Origin of the sequence: Levilactobacillus yonginensis (assembly GCF_003946265.1) — a bacterium.
GTDB classification, from domain to species: domain Bacteria; phylum Bacillota; class Bacilli; order Lactobacillales; family Lactobacillaceae; genus Levilactobacillus; species Levilactobacillus yonginensis.
In genome coordinates this window covers 157,502-181,330 of record NZ_RHNO01000003.1, presented here as the reverse complement: position 1 = coordinate 181,330, position 23,829 = coordinate 157,502, and the positions used below count along the sequence as shown (strand labels likewise).

The following is a 23,829-nucleotide window of genomic DNA, read 5'->3' as shown; positions in this document are numbered from 1 at the left end:
CTTCATTTTACAGGACTCAGGCTATGAGTTCTTTTTTATTTTCTTCTTACTTGTTGCACTTCAATTGTAAATTCGTCCCCCATAAAACCGCCTCCGATAGTTTCTCATATATTATCGCTTGTATTAAGGCAATCATAACACACTTTGTGAAATCGATTGCATGACATTAGATTTCAGTAATTGCAAATAACCAGCAAGCACAATTGTGTTTGCTGGTTATTTGCTGTTTCACGTTAAGTTATCAAGCACAGGTCTCTTGTTCTTTTGAGTTTACTTTGACTGTGCGTATTTTATTTCGGTGGCTGGGTAAGACTTTAGATTTAACTCTAGCCTGACTCAGCCACCGGAGGCGCTCGGAGAGTCCGCCTGCTGTGGGGAACGCCTCCGGCCTGAGCCTGTGAAGGTAGAATCGGTCCGGAACTTTCGGTCCGATTCTACTGGACGGTGGTAAGACTTATGGGTTGGGCAAGGATTACCACCGAGCTTGAAGACCGCCTCTCAGGCTTCGATCGGTCCCCATAGGCTGGAGTTCCTGACCAGTTTCAGCGTCAACGCTATCTAACGAGGCATGACGTGCAGTGTAGCGGCAGTTGGGTTTTCTGAAATCATTCTTGGTAAAGAACGTTGGCCGTCGTACTTGGCCTTGTACGCTGCCGTAATTTTGGCATCTAAATCGGCCGATTGTTCGGCTGGTTCGAAACGGGCCGCAAAGTTGTGGTCGCTAACGCTGATTTCACCTGCACTTTGGGCGACGGCAGCCATGTACCACTTGGTCTGTTGGCCGTTCCAGCCGCGGGAGTAAACGTTGCCATCAACAACGACTTCCCAAACGGAAGATTCTTCTTCAAAGGTAGTCATGTCAGAGTTATAAGGCTTCATCGTTAAGGTGTGGCCATTTAAAAATAAGTCTAATTGTTCATTGGTCCATGGTGTAGTAGTTGTATCCATCAGTAAATTCCTCCATTTTCAGTTCAAGTCAACGGTAGTCATCCGCGCCTGCGAGAACGCGAGAATTTGTAAATGGTGCTTACAATTCGTAAGTATATACTCTTTTAGAATAAATACAAATATCCAAAATGATTAAAATGAAAGATATTATCGGAATTTAGTGTCTTGTTCATTTGATGAAAGTCGGTAAATAGCTGTCAATTCAGCAAGATAGCTAATTGAACACATGATTAGTGAACAAGCCCCAAAACTTTTTGAAAGAATTAACTGATTGCGTGATAAATCAGTGATTTTTTTGAATTTTAACTAATTTAGCGTTGCCTTCGTGTGGCCCTAAGGGTCTATACTCAGACCTATCAGCAATCAAGGAGGAATTTAAATGCCAACAATTACGGATACATTTGATTTAAACAATGGTCTGAAGATGCCTAAGGTTGGTTTTGGGACCTGGCAAACACGACCTGGTCAGGAAACTTATGATGCCGTTAGTAATGCTTTAAGGGCTGGTTACCGGTTCATTGATACTGCCATGGCCTATCAAAATGAACGAAGCGTCGGTGAAGCCATTGCTGCCAGCGACGTGGCCCGTGCCGATATCTTTGTACAAACGAAGTTGCCAGCTGAATCGAAGTCCTATGACGAAGTTATGGCTGACTTTGAGAGTAGTTTGGCCGCTTTAAATCTCGATTACGTCGACTCCTACATCATCCATGCACCATGGCCATGGGCCCAAATGGGGTCAAACCACGATGCTGATAACCGTGAAGTTTGGCGGGCGATGCAAGACATTTATAACAGTGGGCGGGCCAAGGCGATTGGGGTATCAAACTTCAATTCCCACGATTTGGAAAACCTGCTAACCTGGGATGGCTTAACGGTCAAACCAGCTGTTGACCAAATTCAATACTACGTGGGTCATACCCAACCAACTATTGTAAAGACAGCTGAGACCAACCAAATTGTGGTTCAGGCGTACTCACCACTCGCAACTGGTGGTTTGGTTGACAGCCCAGAACTGGAACGCGTTGCTGGTAACTACGGTGTCTCCATTCCCCAATTAGCACTGCGGTTCGTCATTCAAAATGGTGTCGCACCACTGCCAAAGGCCCGAGCAATGGCCCACGTTGAAGCCAACGCCCAGCTGGACTTCGACATCAGCGAAAAGGATATGGCCTTCCTGAACCGGTTAAGTGACGCCAATGGCTGGCATCCGGTTGGGGATTAAAGAGTGTGGAACGAGCCGGTTAGGTCCTGAGCATTAGAGAGTCAAAGCGCAGGGACCTGGCTCGTGGAACACGTTTCAGAGGCTGCTAGTCCCCAGCAGCTAAAGGCAACGACGGGTATACTTTCTCCAACAGATTTAATATAAATTAGGCAGAATTCCCTTGCTTTCAATCAAGGGATGAATGCCACTATGCCTTTCGTTGATCAGCGAAAGGCATATATCATCTTCATAAATATTATTGTAAGACGCTTTGCTATGGATACGGTATACTCATATAGTACGCTTGTTATCAAGCAAAGAATTATCAAAGACAACGGTTATTAGTGGCCAAATTACAACTTAAAGTTGCCAATCAACGTAAGAACTTTTTACACCACGTCTCTACGACCTTGATCAAAAACCACGATTTAGTCGTAGCTGAAGAACTGCGGAGTAAAAATATGTTGCGGAACCACGCTTTGGCAATGAGCATCTTAGACGTTGGTTAGCGAACACTATTGAACATGCTGTCCTACAAAGCTGTTTTGTATGGCCGGAAGTTTTTGACGGTCAATCCCCAAAAGACAACGTAAACTTGTAGCCATTGTGAGCACATCATGGCCGGTAATGACAAGCTGGCGTTGGCTGACCGTGAGTGGACGTGTCCTAGTTGTGGGACGCTTCATGTCCGTGATAATAATGCAGCTAAGAATATTCTAGCTAAGGGTTTAGCTGCCTTATAGGAAACGAGTCCGTCTGGCAACCTGCGGACCTAAAAGGTTTTGGTAATTAGCGGATAAGTCCTATTCGTAGGCTAACGCTGTATCTAAGCAAACTGTGGTCACCATGTCAAAGGGTGTGGTTCTCACAAGCGTCCGTTTTTAAACGGGCGTGGTTGACATAACACAATCATCAAATATCCACAACGACAAGAGAAAACAAACAAACTAAAAAGCAGAATCGTCACTCCCCCGTGGCGGTTCTGCTTTTTGCGTCTACAGCCATGCCTAAATGCTATGGCTTCTAATTTGAGATAAGTATTGGATATACGCCTGCGTCGTCTCTATACTAACGGCTAGAGAACAAAGAAGGAGTCGTGAATTTTAATGACAGAACCAGCAATTTTTCAACGCGCGTTGGCCGGAGAACCCTTAGACTTTACCGGTGAGGATTTTCAACTCATCAACCAAACGGTCCAACGTACGCAGGAACTCTTAAAGAAGTTCAACCATATTGATCAAACCAACGAACAGCGGCGGGCGACTCTGAGTCAAGTCGTTGGCTACAGTGTCCCGGAATCTGCTGAAATCAACGCACCGGTCCACAGCGACTTTGGGCCGCATCTCTTTATCGGCGACAACGTTTACGTGAATCAGGGCGTGATGTTCGTCGACTTAGGCGGGATTTATTTGGGTGACGGGGCGTTGATTGGACCTGGAGCCATGTTGTTGACGGTCAATCACGTTGAGGACCCGGCCCACCGGCGGGACGTCCAAGCCAGTGCTGTTCACGTTGAAAAGAATGCGTGGGTCGGTGCTGGCGCTATGATCTTACCCGGCGTGACAGTGGGTGAAAATGCCATTGTTGGGGCCGGGTCAGTGGTGACCAAGGATGTTCCGGCCAACATGGTCGTGGTCGGAACGCCAGCCAAAGTTTTACGGCGAGTCAAAGGGAGTACAGAGGCGTAATTTGGTGGATTTATCGGCTATCCGTGAGTCTGAGTAGGGGCTAATGTTGCTTGAATTTCAGCTAATAGGGCTTGCGCGGCCGTAGAAAGGTGTTGGCCCTTTAACCAGACTAGGTTGGCTCCCGACGAGATGCGGGGCTTTAGGGGAATGAAGGTCAGGTCAGTCTGGTTGGTGTTGATGATGCCATCCAATCCTAGGGCGTTACCGACGCCAGCAGTCACTAGTAGCGAGGCGTTATACAGTAAATTATAGGTGGCAGCGACGTCCAAATCGGCCTGGGTGAAGCCAAATAAGTCGTGGATGCGTTGGCTACCGCCCTGTTGTGGGAGAATCAATTTCGTGTGGGCCACATCGTTCAAACTAATCGTGGCTTGTTGGGCCAGTGCTGACCGACTTTGAACCAGTAAGCCCCAGCGACTTTCGCCTGGTAACCGCAGAAAGTCATAGTCGGTCTTGTCGACGGGCTCCATGACCACGCCAAAGTCGAAGACCCCGGAACTTAACTGTTGGTGAATTTCGGCGGCATCGGTGCTGACCAGGTTGACCTGAACGCGGGGGTGCTGGTGATTTAAATGGCCGATGGCTTGGGCCACCGTCAACATACTTCGGGCCTCAGCGCTGCCAACAAAGACGGACCCGGCAACGTCTTGTTTCCGGTGAATATTTGTCAGTGTCTTGTCCGCTAGCGTTAAGATTTGTTTGGCCTGATTCGCAAAGTACTCGCCATCTGCCGTTAATCGAATGGTTCGATTGCCTCGGTCAAATAGGGTGGCTCCCAACTCGGCTTCTAAGTCTTTGAGTTGTCGGGACACGGTCGGCTGTGACACGTGTAGGCGGTTGGCCGCTTTACTAATGTTTTTCTCCTGAACGATCATCATAAAGTAACGGAGAACGCGTAATTCCATGGATAAGACCTTCTTTTCTCTGGCTTGCTTTAGAAACGTGTGACTGCTAGTCGATTCATAAAAATCGTCGTTACCCATTTAGGGGGTCGCGACGATTTTTTGCTACAGGGGTGACAAAATCACCGTGGATTTCGTTAGTAAGGGTAGGGACTAGTTTTTCAATCTCTAAATCCAGCAGCCAATTGTGAGGAGCATGACGGCGATCGTCAATGACCTTAACGGATTCAGAAACCACAAAGCGAGCGGGAAGCCCGCTCTTTGGCTGAAGCGACCCCACAGCTGGTTTCATCTCTGACCGCCGGAGCGGCATTATGCGACGTTCTACAAGCATACATAAAATGAATGGTGAAGCATTAAAACTAAGCATTTTACATAATTATTAATCGCCAGTATGATGATGTCAATGGGTTGAACTCGAAGGGAGTGTTTTTACGTGAGTAAGTGGACACAGGAACAATTAGCCGCATTTTCCACGGCAGATGATATGCGGGTCTCACCATTCTATGAGGATGGTAAAACCTACGGCACACCAACCTGGATCTGGTCGGTGGTGGTCGGTGACCAACTGTACGTGCGGGCTTGGACCGGCCAACAGTCACGGTGGTATCAATCGGCGAAACAACAGGGGGCCGGCCGCATTCATCTGGCGGGTCAGGACTTTGAAGTCGCCTACGTGCCAGTCCAGACTGACGATCAATTAACGGCTGCTATCAGTGAGGCGTATGAAGCGAAGTACACGGGGAGTCCCTATTTACCGCCAATGGTTGCGGCGGGGCCCATTAGCGCAACCGTTCGGATAGAGTTGCCCTAGCCTCAAACTTGAAGCGGGTCGGAATGACAACGCTCTGTGTGACTGTACAGAACGTTGCCACTAAACTTTTTTAATTGCCAGACCGATCATTGCGTATTTAGCGATTGAAAGGGTTATATTTGAAATATTGGCCCACTAGCTTCCAACTCGCAGATTTTACTCAGCGGGGCGTAACTGGCGGCTAAAAATTAGATACGAAGCTGCCCATGATAAAAATTAGGAGGATTTAAAATGACAAAAGTTATGATTCTCGGTGCCCATGGTGCCATGGCACAATTAGTCACTGAACGGTTACTGCAGGAGACCGACGATACGTTGATCCTGTTCTTGCGGAACGCCTCGCGACTGGCTAAGTATGAACAAAATGACCGGGTCACCTTGGTGGACGGGGATGTGCACGATACAGCAGCCGTTGCCACGGCGATGAGTAGTGCCGACGTCGTTTACTCCAACCTGGGCGGATCCGATTTGGACGTTCAAACGCAGAGCGTCGTGGATGCTATGAAGCAGACTGGCAAATCACGGTTGATCTACATCAGCTCACTTGGCGCTCACGATGAAGTACCTGGCAAGTTTGGCGAGTGGAACCATCAGATGATCGGTGCTTACTTACCAGCGTTTGCCCGGACGGCGGAACTGGTGGCTAAGTCCGGTTTGGATTACACCGAAGTTCGACCAGCCTGGCTGACGAATAACGCCGAAGTCGACTACGAGGTGACGACCTTGGCTGATGGGTTTAAAGGGACCGAAGTTTCCCGGCGCAGTGTGGCGGACTTTGTGGTCAAGGTCATCAACCAGCCAACGACTTACGAAAACGTTAGTGTTGGTCTGAACAAGGCTGGAACTGACGGCGACAAGCCTAGCTGGTACTAAGGGGGTCTCACGATGGCAGTGATTGATGTTTTTGCCCACGTTCTACCACCCGAGTTTTTGGCACAAATGAACGCGATTCACCCCAACGTCTTGGCCAACTTTCCCTACATGAAAAACGACCTGTTGACGGACGTTGCGCAACACCGAGCATCGTTACCAACGGCCCACCAACAAATCATTTCAGCAGTCAACTTGAATCCGGAAGACTTTGTTGACCCCAATCAGGCCGCTGAGTTGTGCCGGTCTGCCAACGATGAAATTGCCGCCTTGGTACGGGCCAACCGCGATATTTTTCCAGCCGGCGTAGCCATGTTACCGATGAATAACGTGCCCGCCGCCTTACAGATCATCGACGATCAGGTGGCTGGCAGTGATGCGTTGGTCGGCGTCCAGCTCTTCACGCAGGCCCTGGGCCAGCCGATTACGGATGAAGCATACGAACCCGTTTTTGCCAAGATGGCCGCCATTGGAGCGCCAATTTGGTTGCACCCGGTTTTCGATATGCAAAAGCCGGCTAATAATTTGACGTTTAGCTGGGAATACGAGCTTACGCAAGCGATGTATGGCATCGTGACTGCAAAGTATTTCCGGAAGTATCCGGGGTTGCAGGTCATTGTTCATCACGCCGGTGCGATGGTGCCGTACTTTAGTCAACGCATCAAGTACATTCAAACAGCTGAAGACTACGCGGATTTTCAAAAATTTTACGTGGATACGGCCATTCTGGGTAACCCCAAGGCGCTGGAGTTAGCGGCTGACTTCTTCGGCGTTGACCACATCTTGTTTGGGACCGATTCACCGTTTGGCATCCCACCAGTGGGACCAACGGCGGTCATTGAACAGGCCGTGAATGACATGGCGATTACAGCGGCGCAGAAGCAGGCTATTTTTAAAGATAACTGGCAGGCCTTGATGGCGTAAGTATCAGGTCAGCGATAAAAGGACAATTGGGTGACCTTGAACCAACTGGTTCGGTTGCCCGATTTGCGTTAGGAGAGATTAACAAGATGATGACGGAACACGAAAAATGTTAGCTGGTCAGGATTATGATTACCGTGATTCGGAGTTACAAGGCATTTTAGCCCGTGGCCGCAAGTTGGTTACGACCATCAACACGGCGGCTGGGACACAGCGGACCGCTGCCATTCGAGCGTTCTTTGGTCGGACGGGAGAACGGTTGACCATTAATGGGACGTTTAGTGCGCTCTACGGGCAACACATCGCAGTTGGCGATGATGTCTTCATCAATGGCAATTGCACGTTTCAAGATTCCAACAAAATTACGTTGGGTAGCCGCGTCATTATTGCACCGGATACCAAGTTTTACTGCGGGGCCCACTCGTTGGATGCGACGCAACGATTTGGCGTGCGTCCAGACGGTTCTCGTTACTTGGTCACCTACACCAAGCCGATCACCGTTGGTGATGATGTGTGGATCGGTGGCAACGTCACCATTATTGGCGGCGTCCACATTGGCAACAACGTTGTCGTGGGTGCCGGTGCAGTGGTCACCAAGGACGTGCCGGATAATACGGTCGTTGGCGGGGTACCTGCGCGGGTCATCAAACCACTAACACCATTGGCATAAGTAACTAATGAAACGAGTGAAGGGCAGCGATTTCGATGGCACAGGAACACCCAGCACCATTGTTTCGATTATTTAAATTAAATATTAAGGCGGACCAACGTGACGCTTTTGTTGCGGCGGGGCAGCACAATCTACAAACTTCAATTGAAAATGAGGCGGGGACCCTCGCTATGTATGCGACCCACGTCGATTCGGCGGGGATAGCTAACCGGGTTGTGGAAATTTATCGCGATCAAGCTAGTTATGACACGCACGCAAAGTCACCACAGTTTTCGGCTTTTAAGGGCGTCGCCCAGCAAGCGGTGACTGACCAAACGGTGATCAACTTGACGCCGGTACTTCTGCTGGAACTAAACCAATCGTTGCGGGGAACTCAGGAAGATGGGCACTTTATTCAGTTACACGAGTTCACGTTGCAGGCGGATAAAGAGGAAGCCTACCAGGACTTGATGCAAACGTCTCTCCGAACCTGGTTGGCGGGTACTCAGGGGATTCTGGCAACGTACATTGGTCGGTCAGTGACGGCGCCACAAAATTGGGTGCGTTTTGATGTTTATACCGATCTATTGGCTTACCAGACCCTTTGTCAGTCGGCGGGCTACCGGCGCTATCAAGCAGCCGGTCAAGCCATGGTGGAGGAATCAACAACCACTATCTTGACGCCAGACACGCTGGTCAATCAGGGTGGGTTGGTGTTTGAGGGTTAGCAATCGGTTATGGCGTCATCAGTATGGGATTTGCCTTCGAGTTGGTCGAAGACTCTATACTAAATTTAGTCAGTTGGCTGAGTCGGCTGACGTACATAGAAATCATTGCAGAAAAGGATGGTAGACAATGGATTACGTAAAGCTAGGACGTACCGGATTAGACGTTTCTCGGTTGTGTTTAGGGACCATGGGATTCGGTACCGCGTCGACGGGGATGTTTCCCTGGGCCATCGATGAAACGGCTAGCGAACAAGTCATTCGTGAGGCGTTAGACCTGGGCATTAACTTCTTTGATACGGCGAATATTTACTCTCACGGCGATAGTGAACGGTTCGTGGGTCACGCACTGAATAAGTTGGCCAATCGTGACGAAGTTGTGTTAGCCACGAAGGTGTTCTTCACCCCGAACCAAGCGCCTAACGTGGCGGGATTGTCCCGCAAGGCCATCTTGTCTCAGATCGACCAGAGTCTGGAGCGCTTGCAGACGGACTACGTGGATCTGTACATCATTCATCGGTGGGATTACACCACGCCAATTGAAGAAACCATGGAGGCGTTGAACGACGTTGTGAAGTCCGGTAAGGCCCGTTACATCGGAGCCTCGGCCATGTTTGCTTGGCAGTTTGAAAAGGCGCAAGCGGTGGCTGAACAGCACGGTTGGACCAAATTTGTGTCGATGCAGAATCACTTGAATCTTCTTTACAGGGAAGAGGAACGGGAGATGCTGCCGCTGTGTGCGGACCAGGGGATTGCGGTGACACCATACAGCCCACTGGCATCCGGTCGGTTGACCCGCGATTGGGCCGGTGATACGAAGCGGTATGCGACTGATAAAGTGGCCCGTTCCAAGTACGATGATAGTAAGCAGTTGAATATGCCAATCATCCAGCGGGTTGGTGAGATTGCCGACAAGCATGGTGTGGACCGTGTTCAGGTCGCATTGGCCTGGCTGTTACAGAAGCAGACGGTGACTGCCCCCATCATTGGCGCTACGAAGTCGTCGCATTTGCAGGGCGCCGTTAAGGCATTGGACCTCCAATTGACGCCAGATGACGTGCAGTATCTGGAAGACCCATATGTACCACACGAACTAGTGGGACCGTTAGCTTCAGACGACACTAACTTTCAACGGTAAATAGCGTGTGGCCAAAGGCGATTAGTCAATGAGCATTACCGTCGCTAGACGAATAATCCGGGTCTTGGATTGTTGGTATAGCGGGGTTAAGCGGAGTTGACTGCCTTTTGTCGCACGTTTCGACTATATATGTTCGGAGTGCAAAAACAGGTTTGAGACTTTTGTCTCAAACCTGTTTTTGCATTTAAAGTTGACCTTGTTTAATCGGTGTTTTCCTTACCAGAATTTCTCCCATCATCTAAGATGCCTATGCTCTGATTAAAACTTGCGATATCCTTGGGATCATCTTTCCAAATGTCTGGAAACTCGGGACCTGTTGGTGTGAAAGGTAACTTATTGGTTTTAATTAGTTCGACTAAGAACATGTTGACGGCAGTACTTAAGTCTAAGCCCATGCCAGAGGCAACTTTGGCGGCATGTTCTTTGACATCTTTGTTTAATCGAATGGTCAGGGTTGTGTTTTTTGACAATACGCTCACCTCCAAAGATAGTATATAACATTGTACTAACAATGTTAACCAATCCGGCTACTTTGACAATCAAATTTAAAAATAAGAGCTTGCCCTTTTAAAACTGAGACAAATGGTCAAGTATTTCAAGAAAGAGGGTGACAAATCTCACCTGAATTTCGTTAGTAAGAGTAGGGACTACTTAAAGGTTTGGTTCGTGTAGGTTTCGACGGTTCCCGTTTTGGCGCTCTGGTTGATCCGGCCGGTCAGGTTGACTTGGTCACCAGCCTTCATCAGGACGGCCTTCGGGTAATCGGCTGTTCCCACGGTCCAGAGGGTGTCGTTGCCTTTTAAGGCAAACAGTACGTTTTGGGTGTCCCCGTTGGGAATGACGACGACCCGTTCCACAGTTCCCTTGGTCTTCGTAACCTTGGAGTTCGTGGTTGAGCTGGCCGTGGAGCCAACGGAAGCCAGTTGCACCCGGTACTGGTCCAGTGCCTGGGTCGCCGTCGTGGCGTAAGCCTTCACGCTTTGGTCGGCAGCCTTGATGTAGGCGTAACTCCGGAAGGCCCCAGTGGAGTCTAGCAGGGAAACGACCCAGGTTGGCGTGCCATCGATGTTGTACATGATTGGCATGGTGGCAGTCCATTTCTGGGCCACGTATTCCTTCTCGGCAATCTTCTTGGCACCGTCACTGTCCATGACCCCGATATTTTTACCGGTGTAGTAGGTCAGGGTTCCGGTTCTGGCGTTGATCATGGAGTAACCCATGGTTGAATCCGCGCTGGTCTTAGGTGAGGTGAAGTCGTTAAAGTACGAGATGTTGCCGTGCTTGTCGACGACGGGTGTGACGCCGTCCTCGGTCCCGTTACTGTTGGGTTCCTTAACGCCGGTCTTGTTGAAATGCGCGTTGAAGTAGCCGTTGCCATACCAGCCGAAGATGTCGTTCATTTCGGCAGCGGTGGAGGAGGCAATCGATTCGTTGATAAACTTGGGGGCTTTGGCGGCGGCGTAGAGGCTAGTGGCCCCGGTCTTGGCGTTCAGGACCACGACGTGCAGGCTGTGGTAATTGATACGACTGGATACGCCGCGCGCCTTATAAACCGTTTGAATGAAGTAGGGTTCGCCGTTGTCTTTGATTTCGAGTTGCGGTTGGCCTTCTTGGACCCAACCTGGAAAACGATTGTAGATGACTCGTTGGGCGTCGTCCATCAGGTAGGCACTCGGCGTGTACTTCATGGCCTGTTTGACGAAATGGGGTTCGGCGTTCACGTTGGTGGCGTCGATCATGAAGTACCCCGGTGTCTCACGGGCGCGTTGCCACCGCCAGAATCCGTCGAATTCAACGGGGGCAATGTAGACGGTCTTGCCCTTGACGACTTGCGTCTGAAGGTCACCTAGCTTGTAGTAAGAAGTGTTGGGGACGGTACTCATGGCCTTGTTCATCTTGTTGCGGACGGTCTTAGGCGCAATGGCGATGGGGGTAGCGTCCTTATCCAAGAGGGGCGCCGTCTTCATAGTCTTGATTTTCAGAGAGTTGTAGACGGGCTTCACGCCGAAACGGGTCTGGGCGGCGCCGAAGAGGCTGGTTAAGAAGAGCAGCCCCAGAATGGCAGCAGCGACGTTGAGGCCGCGGTTGCGACTACGGAAGCGCGGTCGACCACTCTTTTCAGGCCCCTCAATCGTCACGTTGGGACTACTAAAAGCCAAAAAAGGCAGGTAGGCGATGCCACTGATGACGTTGAGGATGATCAGGCTAAAGAGTGCTTTACTGGGCAGCATCACGAAGACGGCCAGCAGGGCAATCAGGTAGTAAAAGACGTAGACGCCAATCAGCAGTTTGGCGTGTTGGGGGCGTTGAACCAGCCCCATAATGCCCATAATGAAGGCGGCTAGTGTGCAGAAGAATGCGACTAATAGCATAATGGATGTAACCCTTTCTAAGTTGGCAGGAAGTTTCTTACCTATGTGGCGTGTTACTAATCATCTCCAGTTTATCGTATTTAGGCGTGGTGGTCTAACGCCTGCGGAATATTAGCATTTAAAGCTAGTGGTATGAGTTTGACTAGTGTTTAATTTTTCAATTGCATAGCGCATATTTTTAGACTACGCATCAATATGTAAAATAAAAAATACCCTAGTTTAGGGTATTTTTATTGTTATCTAAGATTGATCTGTCTAATCTTGAATCAGATGTTTTAAACTATCCGATTTTTATTGATAATCGGCAGCAGCAGCTTTCTTATTAATCAATAAAATCTTAGAATTCCAATTGTATAACGTGCTATCATCGCTAGCTTTGTTACCCATCCACATGCCGTTAAATCCAGTAATTAAACCTTGATCCATTCCGCTCAAATACTTAAACCCTTTATGAGGAGCGGCTGCGATCCCGTCGTCCCCATTGCCACTGATATAGTATACAACCCAATGTCCAGAATTATTAATAAACTCTTCGGAATTACTATGCATCCCCGGCATTACTTCAAGATATTTAGAGGGATGTTTTAATGATCCCATCATTCGGTGACCGTTACTTAGTGTTCCAACAATTGCCTGTCCACCAAGATCCTCAAATTTAGTTCCCTTAGCGGGCTTCAAGTAGCCTTTAGAATTGGTTAATGCACCTGAAGTCTTTTTACCAGGATTAATCAGCCAGTTATTAAGAGTTTTAGAGCTGTTATTCACTGATGAACTAAGACTCTTCAGCTTGTTCTTACTAATCTTATTGCTTGAGCTTACAGATGAGCTTGACTTAGATTTAGCACTCATGGCTACAGCCTTGCTTGTCTTAGCCTTTGGAGCCTTGCCGTTATTCACATAACCATGCCAAATCCAGCCCTTAGTTTTACCATTTTTCGACTTGATATAGTTATAAACAGCAGTCTTCTTATTAGCCTTAACAACCTTAGCTTGCTTCGTCCGATAGAAGGTGGTGTGCTTATAATTCTTAGCCTTGTGCGTGATCTTGCTGAGCTTAGCAGATGAATACAGATTGCCTTTTGAAACGTGCACGGCCTTCTTAGCCAATTTCTTGTATGACTTAGGCGTTGCAGTGTGACGTACAGACTTAGCACTAGCCTGATCGACTCCCAAGCCTGCTTGGGTGATTGCAGTACCGGAGGTCATACCAACGGCAGCTAACAGGGTCGCGGTGGCGATGATCAATTTTTTTGTTTTCACGATATTATTGCTCCTCAATAACCAGTTTATGTAGTGACAATGTGTTTATAAGACCTATTATATGGTCATTGAAGAGATGCTTCAATAGTTAACGTGATTTAATTTTTGAACGCCAAAATAAAAAAGCTGCTCCGAATAAAGGATAGCCTTGATACCAAAATGCGTCAGGCATACTGGTCCTGATCGAATAGCTTAGGTGTTATAATTATGTAGCTGTAGAGTGACAACTCACCTAGTTGCATTACGACGTAAAGAATCGGGCAGACCGGCAAGTTAGCGACGGTTCTTTTCTTTTGCCTTGAATTCAACACTGTACAAAAACACCGTGTCCTGTGCTATAATTAGCGCAGAAACACGGTAGATGTAGAGCGACAGCTCACCCAGTCACATTACAGCGTAAAGAACCGAGTAGACCGCCAAGTTAGCTGCGGTTCTTTTTGTTTGCTTCGATGATTTTGGCATAAGCCGTAATCACCTTGGCAACAGCGTTCAAGATTGCGGCGATGCCCAGGAGGCATGCCGACAGACCTATCACATACAGCGAGCCTTTCAAGTTTGATGTTGTGTTGCATACGCATCACTCCAATCATAGTTGAGGGTTCGCCACCGCTCTAACACTCTACAGGTAGTAGTATAATAGACTGATCAAAGGAGCTGCTTGGTGACTATCGCGTCTGGACAGAAAAACTTGAGACTGGCGTCGTGGCGCTGGTTAGAGACACATTGATGGATTAAAAAGGCACTCGTTAAGCGAGTGTTTTTGTGTTTACTTGATCCCCTTGTAGGCAAGTTGCAAATTTTTCTTGTCTTGTGCGTTCGGAGTTGATGAATAGCCTGATAATGCACTCGTGTTATCGTAAAAGTTTTCCTTTAATCCAATGGCGAGTCCAACGCCGCATAAAGCGTCTTGTTCTTTTTCTGATTCGGTTTCATTTAAATCGGCCAATGACTTACGATTCAAGGCAACCTTTGATGAGAAAATGCCGCCGACGCCTTGAGGCCCATTAAGAGTACTACCAATAGTAAGCCCACCCTTAATACTCTTCTTCGTCGTCAATCGAATGTCAGCCTTAGAGGCCTTTTTAATAGCACGCAATTTGACAACATGCAAACTATTCCATGAATTGATAGCGCCCTTCCAAAGGTTTTTCCAATGCTTGGAAGTGGAATCAATATGATAAGTAATCTTACGAGAAGAAAAACTCCCATAATATGGCTTGCTTGACGCGTTGGCGGTGACCGAGCCGACGCCTAACAGGCTAACGCCGATACCTAACATGGTAACGAACTTGATTAAACTTTTACGATTTAACATAAAGAACACTCCTCAGTTTCATAAATTAGTTATTATGTTTAGATTATACGCGAGTGGCATGACACAATTTGTCACTTTGGGTGATTACATAAAGAAAGAAGCCTATCAGCTTTTAGTTGATAGGCTTCTTTTCTAATTAGTCCTCATTCTCCAAATCTGTGAGATGCTGCATGAGCTCCGCAGCCGTGTGGTACTCAGTCACGTTGCCATTCTTAACATCTTCAAGGGCCTCTTCGATACCGCTTTTAAAGTTGGCCTGTTTCTGGTGGTTCAATCTCAGCATATCAATTAATCGTTCCAGCTCGGTCTTAACGTAGCCAGCAATCAGGTCTTCAAAGTCGCTCAAATCGCCCATTTCACGAGACTTAGCCAGGGCCTGCATGTACGTATCGCGGGCTACTTGGTCTGGTTGTACGCTGATCACAGGGTAGCCAGCCGAGACTAGTGCCAGGTTCATTAATAACCGGGCGGTTCGGCCGTTCCCATCAATAAACGGATGGATCGCAACGAATCGTTGATGCAAGTCAGCCGCGTACAGCACGGGGTGCAGCGCCCCTTGCGCTTCGTGCGCCCAAACGATAAGTTCGTCCATTTGTGCGGCAATATCAGCCGGTATGCTGTAGGGCTGGTCCTCATGGCCGTAGGGCCAAGCTGCTAAGACTCGGTACGTACCGGGCTTATCGACTGCAGTCCGTTGCATCACGAGCCGATTCAAGCTGCGGATCACAGCGGTGCTCAAGGGTTCCGGGTCAGTCGCCAGTTGCTGCATATAATCATAGGCCGCACTCAGGTCCAACGTCTCCAACAGGTCTTTGACCGGGCCACCTTTGAGCGTGGTCCCGCGGGTCAAGATTGCCGTAACGTCAGGCAAGGTTAAGCTGTTGCCTTCGATGGCGTTAGACGTCCATACGTGCTCAAGTTTGATGTGTAGGTCCAGTTCCTCGGATTGGGTGTCAGACAGGGCCTGAAGGTCTTCAAGATTGTCCCTGAGGGCGTTAAGTTCAACCAGTTTATTAATCTCCATGTATCTCAACTCCTTTTAGTCCAGAAGCGGTAGGTCAAACTCTTCACCAGACCACGTCTTGATGGCGTCCCCAACGAAGGCGACTGGTCCGTCGGCTTGTAACTGTTTGACGTGATCGGTCTTGTCACCAGGTAAGACGTCAGCAATGACCGTATCGATTCCGACCTCAGTGGCGATGGTTTGGGCGACCCATTGGTTATCATCGGTCAACATGACTGGCCTTAAACCACGTGCCTTGAGGGCTGAAATTGCGGCAGTGGAACAGGCCTTAGGGGCGTGTTGAATGGCAATCAAATTAATGATTTATTCAGCAACAGCTTAGCTATGATCAGTCAGGATTGTAAGCCTAGTGAATAACGACTTTCATTTTAGCTGGCACGTGGGTGTAGATCCAGTGGGCGTCGGTAACGCTGAGGCGAACGCAACCGTGGCTGGCGCGCTTGCCCAACTTCTTGGCTTCACTGACCACGTACTTCCCTTTGGCGTTGGTTGGGACCGTATGGAACAGGTAAACGCCCCAATCCTTGAAGGAGGTCCAGTAACGGGCACCTTCACGGGAACTAGCATTGTAGAAGGACTTACCACGGTTTTGAATGTGGAACGTGCCCTTAGGAGTCGGGGAGGACTTCTTACCGGTTGAGCACTTCATGGTATACAGGACTTTCTTCTTGCTGGCCATGATGTAGACCCGTTGCTTGGCAATGGAGACCTTGATAAAGGCGTGCTTGTGCTTCTTCAGGTTTGGGTAAGGTTTAGATTCAGAAGACTGTTTCCAGGAAGGGGTCTTCGTGGCCTTGGTTGTTTTAGCTTGCGCAGTGGTGGCGTAGTTGCTCAGCCGAACTGCGCTCCCGGTCAATCCTAGGACGGCTAGTAGTGTGACAATCAACAGTGGTACTTTTTTCATTATGTAGGGGTTCCTCCTTATAATTTAAACAAGTTCATCTTATGAGTATATTTATAAACTGTCAACGAGTGGTACGGTTGTTGGTAAGTAAAAAGAGCGAGCTGCTGGGATTCTCAGCAACTCGCTTCAAGGATTGTCCCTCGGTTCATGGTCAAAACTCAAGAGAATGAGAAAAGTGCCGGTCCCCACCCCCAGTAACCGCGCCGATTGGCTATCAGCCTGCCAGAGGAGTCGTTCAGCTATAATGCAGAGGACGCCCAACCAAAAGGGCAACGTCCGATAGAAATGAGGATTCAACTTCGACCACATGGGGCCACCTTCTCGCTGCTAAATTTTCTAACGGGCGGTTTTGCCCGATGAGGTTGCCACAGACTAGCACGATGCGGTGGCAATTGGCAGTGGGAGGCGACGGTTAGGCTGGTCGGCGAACGAAATACGTTCGAAACACAAAAAGGGTCTGAGACTTTTGTCCCAAACCCGTTCCCATCATCATTTTTAGCCGCGGAACATGAAGATGCCCCGGACGATTTCCGCTCCGATCAAGATTACCATGAATGACCAAGTGACTAACGTTGCCACGCTCCCCATAATCAAGACCTCCTTGTGATTTCTTTAACTAGTTTCATTGTACGGCGAAAGGCGGGATTAAACAATGGGAAACGTTTACATTTACATGAAATAAAATGGCCCTGGTTGGTGAAGCTTAGCCAGAGCCATTAGTTAGCAAAGTAATGAAGAATCAACTCCCGGAACCTATCATTGCACCAAACGTGGCCAGCGTCATGCCCGGGGTGACTCGTAAGCGGGCGAGGTTGTAGCGGCCCTGTTTCATGGTAGCGACGCCCTCCTGGGTCGTCAGAGCAATGCTGTAGCCAGCCTGTTTAGCGAGCTTGTGAGTTGTTTTGTTAGCGTGACCGGCGGGGTAGCAGAGCATCTTGGTGTCCTGCTGAAGGTGCTGGTCCAACCAAGTCTTGGAAGCCGTCAGTTCCTGCTTCTGTTCCGTCGCCGTGAGGCTATCGAGGTTCAGGTGTTGGACCGTGTGGCTAGCAAAATCAATGTGACCGGAGTCTTTCAATTGCTTCATCTCGGCCAGAGTCAAGTGGTTAGACTTGTGCGTAAAGCCAGTAATCACATTGATTGTGGCGTGTTGGTGATATTTTTTCAAAATGGGTAAAATCTTGCGGTTGTCCTTGTACGCATCATCCAGCGTAATCCAGACGACTTTTTTCTGGGGCACGGTGTTGGTTGTCAGTGCGCGAATCGCCTGCGTCGTCGTTAGCGTCTGGTAGCCGTGCTGTTTCAGGTAGGCCATCTCATGTGCGAACTGTTTCTTGGGCACCCGCAGTTGGTTGCCACTGGCGATGCTGTGATACATCAGAATCGGCAACTTTAACGGGTGTTTTAACTTCAACCACGGTTTGGGCGTCTTGACCTGAGTGGCCGAGACGTCGTGACTGGAGACTTCGTTTTCTTGTGCCGGATGAGATTGCACGTTGTGATTGGGCCGCTCTTGGGAACGATTGATTCCCCATACGAGTAGGGCGGCAAGGGCCAGACAGCCACCCAATAACCACCATTTTCTACGCATAATTATTCCCCCAAATAATTAATCTTATATAAGTTATATTATAAGAGGAATTCTGTAAAAAGTGAACTCAATCGGCACGTTGGGCCAGTCGGCGGTAATAGTCGATGGAATCTGGTTCCAAATGGAGGGTCGCAATAACCTCTCTGTCGGTCTTTTGCGGGTGGCGGCGAAGATAGTTAACTAAGTAACCTTGATATAAAACGGTGGGACTGAGGGCGAACCCAATGATCCTTTCGTCGGGCTTGAGATACTTGTGGAGGCCGGGCAATGTCAGGTGTGGGTCGGCCGCGGCCCGCTGCTTTAAGAACCAATCACCGGTTTGAAAACGGTCCTGTAAGGGCGTCACAAATACTCGGAATTCTTGCAGAAAGGCCTGGTCGGCGGCGGACCATTCGCTGGTGGTCAGTTTAGCCGTAAAATCCGGTTGCAAAAAGACCTGCACGGGATAGCCGTGGGCAATCAGCAACAGGGTCAGCCGGGTGTAAACGTGGAGCCGCTGGTCGGCTAAGAAGTCGTCCAGGGTGTCGACCCACCGATAATTGACTGGTTGGGCGGCCTGCTTGGGCTTACTCTTGAGGTCGAGCGTGGGCAGGTAAGGCGTCCAGCGGTGAGAAAAGAGAAACTTAAAGTAGACGTTTAAGTGGGAAAGAATTTTGTTATAGGTCTGGTTTTGAATTTGGCGGGCGTCCACCAGCATGGCCAGGTACTGTTCCACGTCGGGGGTCTGAAGCTGGTTGACCCGGTGATCGCGTTGGTAGGTGGGATTGAAGTTTTCTAAGTAGTGGAAGAAGTCCTTCAACGTTGCCGTATATTCGTCGCGGGTGGCGGTGGCCATTGACCGGTCGGCTAGCGTTCGGTTGAAGGCGTCTTGGTACGGGTATTCTTGCGGCATTCAACCGCCTCACTTTCTAAAAATTACTTTAACCAATCGGAAAGTCTTGTGGGTAGCATCCGCCTCCGGTGGCCGGGGATGGGAGCGCCGTGGGAACCGGAGCAAGCCTGAGGAGCGGTCTTGCTCCTCGACTGGCAGCCCCGCCAAGCCCAGCGGGTCTCCCAGCTCGTCCCATGCTGTAACTTGGAAAACCACCAAGTAACACCATCGACACGGCGCCCCCATCCCCAGCCACCTGCGGCTACAGTTGTGCCCTGCCATTACTGATTGATTAGGTGTTAGATTACCTGAATTGGTTGGTCGAAGGTTGGGTGTGAATGGTGTGTTAGGTCAGTGTTCTTTCGAGTTCAGGTCACGGTTTAGTGTGATTTCTAGTAGAGGGCGAGACTGTACGATAGCTTGCCCAGTCCCCACAGCCAGCGCTACTCCTAATGACTGTAAGTATTAATCTACCACCAGTCTACCAGATTTACGCTAAACGCGTGTAAAATAAAAACCACCACTGAAGTCAATTCAATGGTGGTTTAAAACAAGGTTTAAGCCGTGACAGCGGCGTGAACCTTATCACGGAGGGCGGCTTTTTCCTCGTCGGAGATAAAGGCGCCGTTGATGGCGTTTAGCGTGAGCCGCTCCAGATGTTGCCAGCCCAGACCATAGTGTTCGTGAACGGTCATGAATTCACTGGTCAGGGTGACGTTGGAAACGGTCCGGTCATCAGTGTTGAGGGTGACATTCAAGCCGGCACTCAAGAATTCAGAGAGCGGGAAGGTGTCGTAGCCAGTGACTGCTTTGGTCTGGACGTTACTGGTGGGGCACATTTCAATGGTTGCCTCGGCGTGCTTGGCTTGCTTGATGGTAGCGGGGAAGCCACTCATGTGGACCCCGTGGCCAATTCGTTTGGCGCCCATGGTGAGGGCGACCGCCACGTTGTCAACGGGGCCAGCTTCACCCGCGTGAAATGAAAATGGCAGTCCTGTTTGCCGACCAGCCTTCATGGCTTCGGCGAGGTCGATGGCGGGGTGGTTGGCTTCGTCACCAGCAAAGTCGAGCCCGACGACACCCTTGCCAATAAATTCACTGGCAACTTCAAAGACGCCAATGCATTCGTCGACGGGACGATCTCGCATGACGCAGACGATGGCGTTAACTGGAATACCAAACTCTTCAGTACCGGTGTGGAGACCGTCTAAAGTTGCCTGAATGGCGTCACGGACGGACAGCCCCTTTTGGGTAAAAATGGTTGGGGCAAAGCGAGTTTCTAAGTAAATGAGGCCATCGGCGGCCGCAGTGCGGACCATATCGAAGCCGGCAATTCGCAGCTGTTCAGCGGTCTGCATCAGGTCAGTCACAACTTGGAAACGTTGTAAGTAGTCAATGAGACTTTCGGTTTCAAGGGGGGCGGTGACCAGGTTACGTAAATCTTGGTCGTCAGCGGGCAACGGGGTCCCCGTTACCGCTGCCATTTCCCGGAGAGCGGGCAGAGAAATTGAGCCGTCAAGGTGGCAATGTAATTCAACCTTGGGGTATTGGCGGACGTTATTTTCAGTAAAAGGTTTGACGCGGGACATGGGGAACTCCTCCTTTGGTAAATAGCTTCTTTTAAGTATATCATGAAAGCGCTTAACTACCAGAGAAAAATCGATTACTGATATTAGCTAGAACGAATGACCCGTCTTTTTGCCTTTCTGAATGTTTGATTGACGAATTAACCAGCCGCTTAGAATCACTTGAAAATCCCGACAATTCCGTCTTTGCTAAATGAGAACGGTTACTTGTTGATGTCAAATTTTACAATTTCAAAAATGTGGGTAAAAACGTTGTTTCTAAGGGGTAAACATTATATGATTAGGTCTAGTTAGCTACCGAGATTTTACCAGGCGATTAGGGCTGTTAGTAGGTCCGGCACATATACCTGGTAAATCATCTCAAAAAATATCAACATAACGAATAATAAAATCAACTTAATAACTAGTTTTACAACCATTTGGGGAGTATCACCAGTCTAACAGTTACTGGTTTTTATAAAGAGAAGGAGCAATCATTATGGATCAGACTTACACGCGGCTCACGCGAACGCTTTTGCGTAGTCAGCGCGAAGGAAAGCGACGATACATAACCGGATTCGATGGTATCCGGACGTTAGCCGTTTTGGGGGTTATCATTTATCACTTAGCACCATCCACCTTACAGGGGGGGTACTTAGGAGTGCCCATTTTCTTCGTGGTTTCTGGCTATCTGATTACTTATCTACTGATTCAGGAGTGGGATACGCACAATGAAATTGATGTTTGGAGTTTCTATGGACGGCGGCTAAAGCGATTGTATCCGGCCCTGGTTACCATGATTTTGGGAACGACAGCCTATATCACGCTGTTTCAGCGGAGCTTGTTGGCCAATATTCGGGGTACCGTCGTCACGAACTTAATTTATGGTTATAACTGGTTTGAGATTAAGCACGGCCAGTCCTATTTTGACCGGTTCAACGGGGAATCGCCGTTCACACACTTGTGGTCGTTATCCATTGAAGGGCAATTCTATCTGGTTTGGCCGTTTGTGGTGTTGGCCCTATTACTCTTCCTGCGGAAACGGGCCCGCGCTGTAGCCATTCTATTCGCGGTAGCGGTTGTATCTGCGGTTTTGATGGCGTTACTGTACGACCCAGCGAACACGAACCGGGTCTACTATGGAACTGACACTCGGATGTTTGCCATCCTGATTGGGACGGGGATGGCCTTCCTATGGCCGGCCCATAAGCTCAATTCAAATGTCTCACAGGCCCACCGCTGGATTTTAAATGGTGCGGGTCTAGCGTCACTATTAGTTCTAATTTACATGTTCTTTACCATGAATGGGCAAGCAGCCAGCACTTATCGTGGTGGTATGTTCTGGTTCACCTTGTTAGCTGGCGTTCTGGTGGCAACGGTGGCCCATCCGGGAAGTGACATGAACCGACTGCTTTCTAATCCCGTCTTTAGTTACGTGGGTAAGCGGAGCTATGGGATTTACCTGTACCAATTTCCCGTCATGATTTTCTATGAAGCTAAGGTGAACATCGGTAATCATCCGCTGTTCAACGCCCTGGTTGAAGTCGCCTTAATCATGTTGGTGACGGAGTTGAGTTACCGGTTTATTGAAAATCCAATGCGACACTACCATTACGGTCAGTTGACGCATGATGTGAAGAGTTTGTTGCAACAACCCGGTGCCCACCGGGTGGCCAGCACGTTTACGGTGATTGCTGCCGTTCTGTTTGGCGTCACCGCCGTGGGCTTTGTCCAACAGCCAGCCGCTGCTAAACCAACGGCCCTCCAGCGGACGATTACGGAACGACAGGCTTCGACGAAGAAACAAAACGCAGACGCGGCAAAAAAGCAAAAGGCGTTAGCGGCGGCTGCTTCTAAGCGTAAGCACCAGAAGGCCGTGGCTTTTTCAAAGATGTCCAAGGCGGACCAGAAGACGGCAAAATACTACTTCTTAAACGCTGAGGAACTGACGACCAGTAAGCAAACCCCAATCACGGCAGTGGGGGACTCCGTTCTGCTAGATGACTCCGGTGATCTTCAAGAGGTCTTCCCTGGTGCTGTCGTTGATGGGGCAGTTGGTCGGCAAGCAAATGCCTTGCCAGGTGTAATCAATGGTCTGGCACAACGGGGCCAATTAGCCAAGACGGTTTTGGTGAACATTGGGACCAACGGGTACGTGACCGCTGACCAGGCAGATCAGATTGTGCACGCTATTGGACCTAAGCGCCAGATTTTCTGGGTCAACGCGCACGTCCCAACCCGGGAATGGCAGAATTCCGTGAACAAGATGATTGCAAAGACGGCTGCCAAGTACGACAACGTCCATGAGATTGATTGGTACGGGACGGCTAAGGGGCATGACAAGTGGTTTGTTAGCGATCACGTTCATCCTAACAACCTTGGGAACCGGTACTTCACGTCACTGATTGCCAAGTCGATGGCCAAGACTTCTAAATAACGGTTGGCGTGACATGGCGTGACATGGTCGCCTCCGGCTGTCAGGGCTGGTGCCTACTGTGGGGACCGGCGCGAGCCATAGTGCGGTCTCGCACCTCGACTTGAAACCACGCCCAGGTCACGTGTTTCCAAGCTCGTCCCGTGGTGTAATCTCGGAGAACCACCGAGCTAACGCCACTTTCACAGCTGCCACCAGCCCTGACAACCTGTAGCTACGGTAGTTGTGTAAATAACCAATGTGTTAGCCGTCAGTCTTAATCGGGTGTATTGAACGGTTGGCGAGGAACAATTGTCTGGTGAATGAGTTTTTAAATACTGTGCTACTTTATCAGCTAGCTTCTAACCAAATATTAGATAATAGTTTTTAAGAATATCAGATGATTGAAGCCGTGAGGTCACAGCGGATGGGCTCAGGCGCCTCGTTATTCTTAGTACCGGTGGGTTTTCCGGTAGTTAGAATAAGACCAAGTTTTAAGACTCCGGGTTTTGAGGCTTAAAATTGTGTCGGCACCGTTCCAGCCCATCCGCTGTGACCGGTAAGGCGGGCAGATAGTCGTATTACTAATTAAGTTGTTATTTATTTTAACTTTTAAGTGGTTTACTAAGTCGCAAGTCCCGAATTGACCGGGATTTGC

At 49.2% G+C, this 23,829-nt stretch carries 21 protein-coding genes and 2 pseudogenes; 10 read left to right on the top strand and 13 right to left on the bottom strand.

Translation table 11 applies throughout. The features are described from left to right. Positions 1-558: 558 nt before the first annotated feature. Positions 559-948, bottom strand: coding sequence for a DUF2255 family protein (locus tag EKM87_RS02995; RefSeq protein WP_125681696.1), 390 nt, complete (start codon positions 946-948; stop codon positions 559-561). Positions 949-1,327: 379 nt separating this feature from the next. On the opposite strand from EKM87_RS02995, the gene EKM87_RS02990 reads away from it, so the two are divergent. The 3 genes and pseudogenes from EKM87_RS02990 (at position 1,328) to EKM87_RS02980 (ending at position 3,840) form a co-directional block, all read left to right on the top strand. Beyond that, positions 1,328-2,173 (top strand): aldo/keto reductase, encoded by an 846-nt coding sequence (locus EKM87_RS02990; protein WP_125681694.1) that lies wholly within the window; start codon positions 1,328-1,330, stop codon positions 2,171-2,173. Between the two features lie 293 nt (positions 2,174-2,466). Beyond that, positions 2,467-2,895, top strand: a pseudogene (locus tag EKM87_RS02985) (RNA-guided endonuclease InsQ/TnpB family protein); the annotation flags it as partial. A 363-nt stretch (positions 2,896-3,258) separates the two neighbouring features. After that, complete coding sequence (locus tag EKM87_RS02980; RefSeq protein ID WP_125681692.1) at positions 3,259-3,840, top strand: sugar O-acetyltransferase; 582 nt, start codon at positions 3,259-3,261, stop codon at positions 3,838-3,840. Positions 3,841-3,857: 17 nt separating this feature from the next. On the opposite strand, the gene EKM87_RS02975 is transcribed toward EKM87_RS02980, so the two are convergent. Then, positions 3,858-4,745, bottom strand: a complete 888-nt coding sequence (locus EKM87_RS02975) for a LysR family transcriptional regulator (protein WP_125681705.1) — start codon at positions 4,743-4,745, stop codon at positions 3,858-3,860. Between the two features lie 433 nt (positions 4,746-5,178). Here EKM87_RS02975 and EKM87_RS02970 point away from each other — a divergent pair, with 433 nt between their 5' ends. The 6 genes from EKM87_RS02970 (at position 5,179) to EKM87_RS02945 (ending at position 9,859) form a co-directional block, all read left to right on the top strand. Then, positions 5,179-5,556 carry a DUF2255 family protein gene (locus EKM87_RS02970; RefSeq protein WP_125681690.1) on the top strand — a complete coding sequence of 126 codons (378 nt, stop codon included), beginning with the start codon at positions 5,179-5,181 and terminating at the stop codon, positions 5,554-5,556. A 231-nt stretch (positions 5,557-5,787) separates the two neighbouring features. After that, the gene (locus tag EKM87_RS02965; RefSeq protein WP_125681688.1) at positions 5,788-6,429 is read left to right on the top strand and encodes an NAD(P)H-binding protein; all 642 of its coding nucleotides are present in this window, start codon (positions 5,788-5,790) and stop codon (positions 6,427-6,429) included. A gap of 12 nt (positions 6,430-6,441) precedes the next feature. Beyond that, a complete protein-coding gene (locus EKM87_RS02960; RefSeq protein ID WP_125681686.1) occupies positions 6,442-7,350 on the top strand; it encodes an amidohydrolase family protein in 909 nt (302 codons plus the stop codon). A 106-nt stretch (positions 7,351-7,456) separates the two neighbouring features. Further along, complete coding sequence (locus tag EKM87_RS12660) at positions 7,457-8,017, top strand: DapH/DapD/GlmU-related protein (protein ID WP_125681684.1); 561 nt, start codon at positions 7,457-7,459, stop codon at positions 8,015-8,017. 35 nt (positions 8,018-8,052) lie between these two features. Then, the gene (locus tag EKM87_RS02950) at positions 8,053-8,724 is read left to right on the top strand and encodes a putative quinol monooxygenase (RefSeq protein ID WP_125681682.1); all 672 of its coding nucleotides are present in this window, start codon (positions 8,053-8,055) and stop codon (positions 8,722-8,724) included. A gap of 127 nt (positions 8,725-8,851) precedes the next feature. Continuing rightward, complete coding sequence (locus EKM87_RS02945) at positions 8,852-9,859, top strand: aldo/keto reductase (protein WP_125681680.1); 1,008 nt, start codon at positions 8,852-8,854, stop codon at positions 9,857-9,859. Positions 9,860-10,059: 200 nt separating this feature from the next. Here the strand turns inward: EKM87_RS02945 and EKM87_RS02940 are convergent, their stop codons facing one another. The 11 genes and pseudogenes from EKM87_RS02940 to add form a co-directional block, all read right to left on the bottom strand. After that, positions 10,060-10,329, bottom strand: coding sequence for a type II toxin-antitoxin system RelB/DinJ family antitoxin (locus tag EKM87_RS02940; protein ID WP_164506420.1), 270 nt, complete (start codon positions 10,327-10,329; stop codon positions 10,060-10,062). A gap of 177 nt (positions 10,330-10,506) precedes the next feature. After that, entirely contained in the window at positions 10,507-12,231 is a 1,725-nt protein-coding gene (locus EKM87_RS02935) for a hypothetical protein (protein ID WP_125681675.1), read from the bottom strand. A 291-nt stretch (positions 12,232-12,522) separates the two neighbouring features. Then, positions 12,523-13,491: a hypothetical protein gene (locus EKM87_RS02930; protein ID WP_125681673.1), complete on the bottom strand. Its 969-nt coding sequence runs from the start codon at positions 13,489-13,491 to the stop codon at positions 12,523-12,525. Between the two features lie 766 nt (positions 13,492-14,257). Beyond that, entirely contained in the window at positions 14,258-14,806 is a 549-nt protein-coding gene (locus tag EKM87_RS02925; protein ID WP_125681671.1) for a zinc metalloprotease, read from the bottom strand. 136 nt (positions 14,807-14,942) lie between these two features. Then, positions 14,943-15,830 (bottom strand): Fic family protein, encoded by an 888-nt coding sequence (locus EKM87_RS02920; protein WP_125681669.1) that lies wholly within the window; start codon positions 15,828-15,830, stop codon positions 14,943-14,945. A gap of 60 nt (positions 15,831-15,890) precedes the next feature. After that, a pseudogene (locus tag EKM87_RS02915) lies at positions 15,891-16,133 on the bottom strand (HAD family hydrolase); the annotation flags it as partial. Between the two features lie 43 nt (positions 16,134-16,176). Further along, the gene (locus EKM87_RS02910) at positions 16,177-16,734 is read right to left on the bottom strand and encodes a L,D-transpeptidase (RefSeq protein ID WP_125681666.1); all 558 of its coding nucleotides are present in this window, start codon (positions 16,732-16,734) and stop codon (positions 16,177-16,179) included. Positions 16,735-16,860: 126 nt separating this feature from the next. Continuing rightward, on the bottom strand, positions 16,861-17,043 hold the full coding sequence (locus EKM87_RS02905) for a hypothetical protein (RefSeq protein ID WP_125681664.1): 183 nt from the start codon (positions 17,041-17,043) through the stop codon (positions 16,861-16,863). A gap of 430 nt (positions 17,044-17,473) precedes the next feature. Next, entirely contained in the window at positions 17,474-18,322 is an 849-nt protein-coding gene (locus tag EKM87_RS02900) for a polysaccharide deacetylase family protein (protein ID WP_125681662.1), read from the bottom strand. Between the two features lie 67 nt (positions 18,323-18,389). After that, on the bottom strand, positions 18,390-19,214 hold the full coding sequence (locus EKM87_RS02895) for a phage integrase N-terminal SAM-like domain-containing protein (RefSeq protein WP_125681661.1): 825 nt from the start codon (positions 19,212-19,214) through the stop codon (positions 18,390-18,392). A 536-nt stretch (positions 19,215-19,750) separates the two neighbouring features. After that, the gene (gene add, locus EKM87_RS02890) at positions 19,751-20,782 is read right to left on the bottom strand and encodes an adenosine deaminase (protein WP_125681659.1); all 1,032 of its coding nucleotides are present in this window, start codon (positions 20,780-20,782) and stop codon (positions 19,751-19,753) included. 475 nt (positions 20,783-21,257) lie between these two features. Between add and EKM87_RS02885 the strand changes: the two genes are divergently transcribed. Continuing rightward, complete coding sequence (locus EKM87_RS02885; protein ID WP_125681657.1) at positions 21,258-23,195, top strand: acyltransferase family protein; 1,938 nt, start codon at positions 21,258-21,260, stop codon at positions 23,193-23,195. The last annotated feature ends 634 nt before the right edge of the window (positions 23,196-23,829 follow it).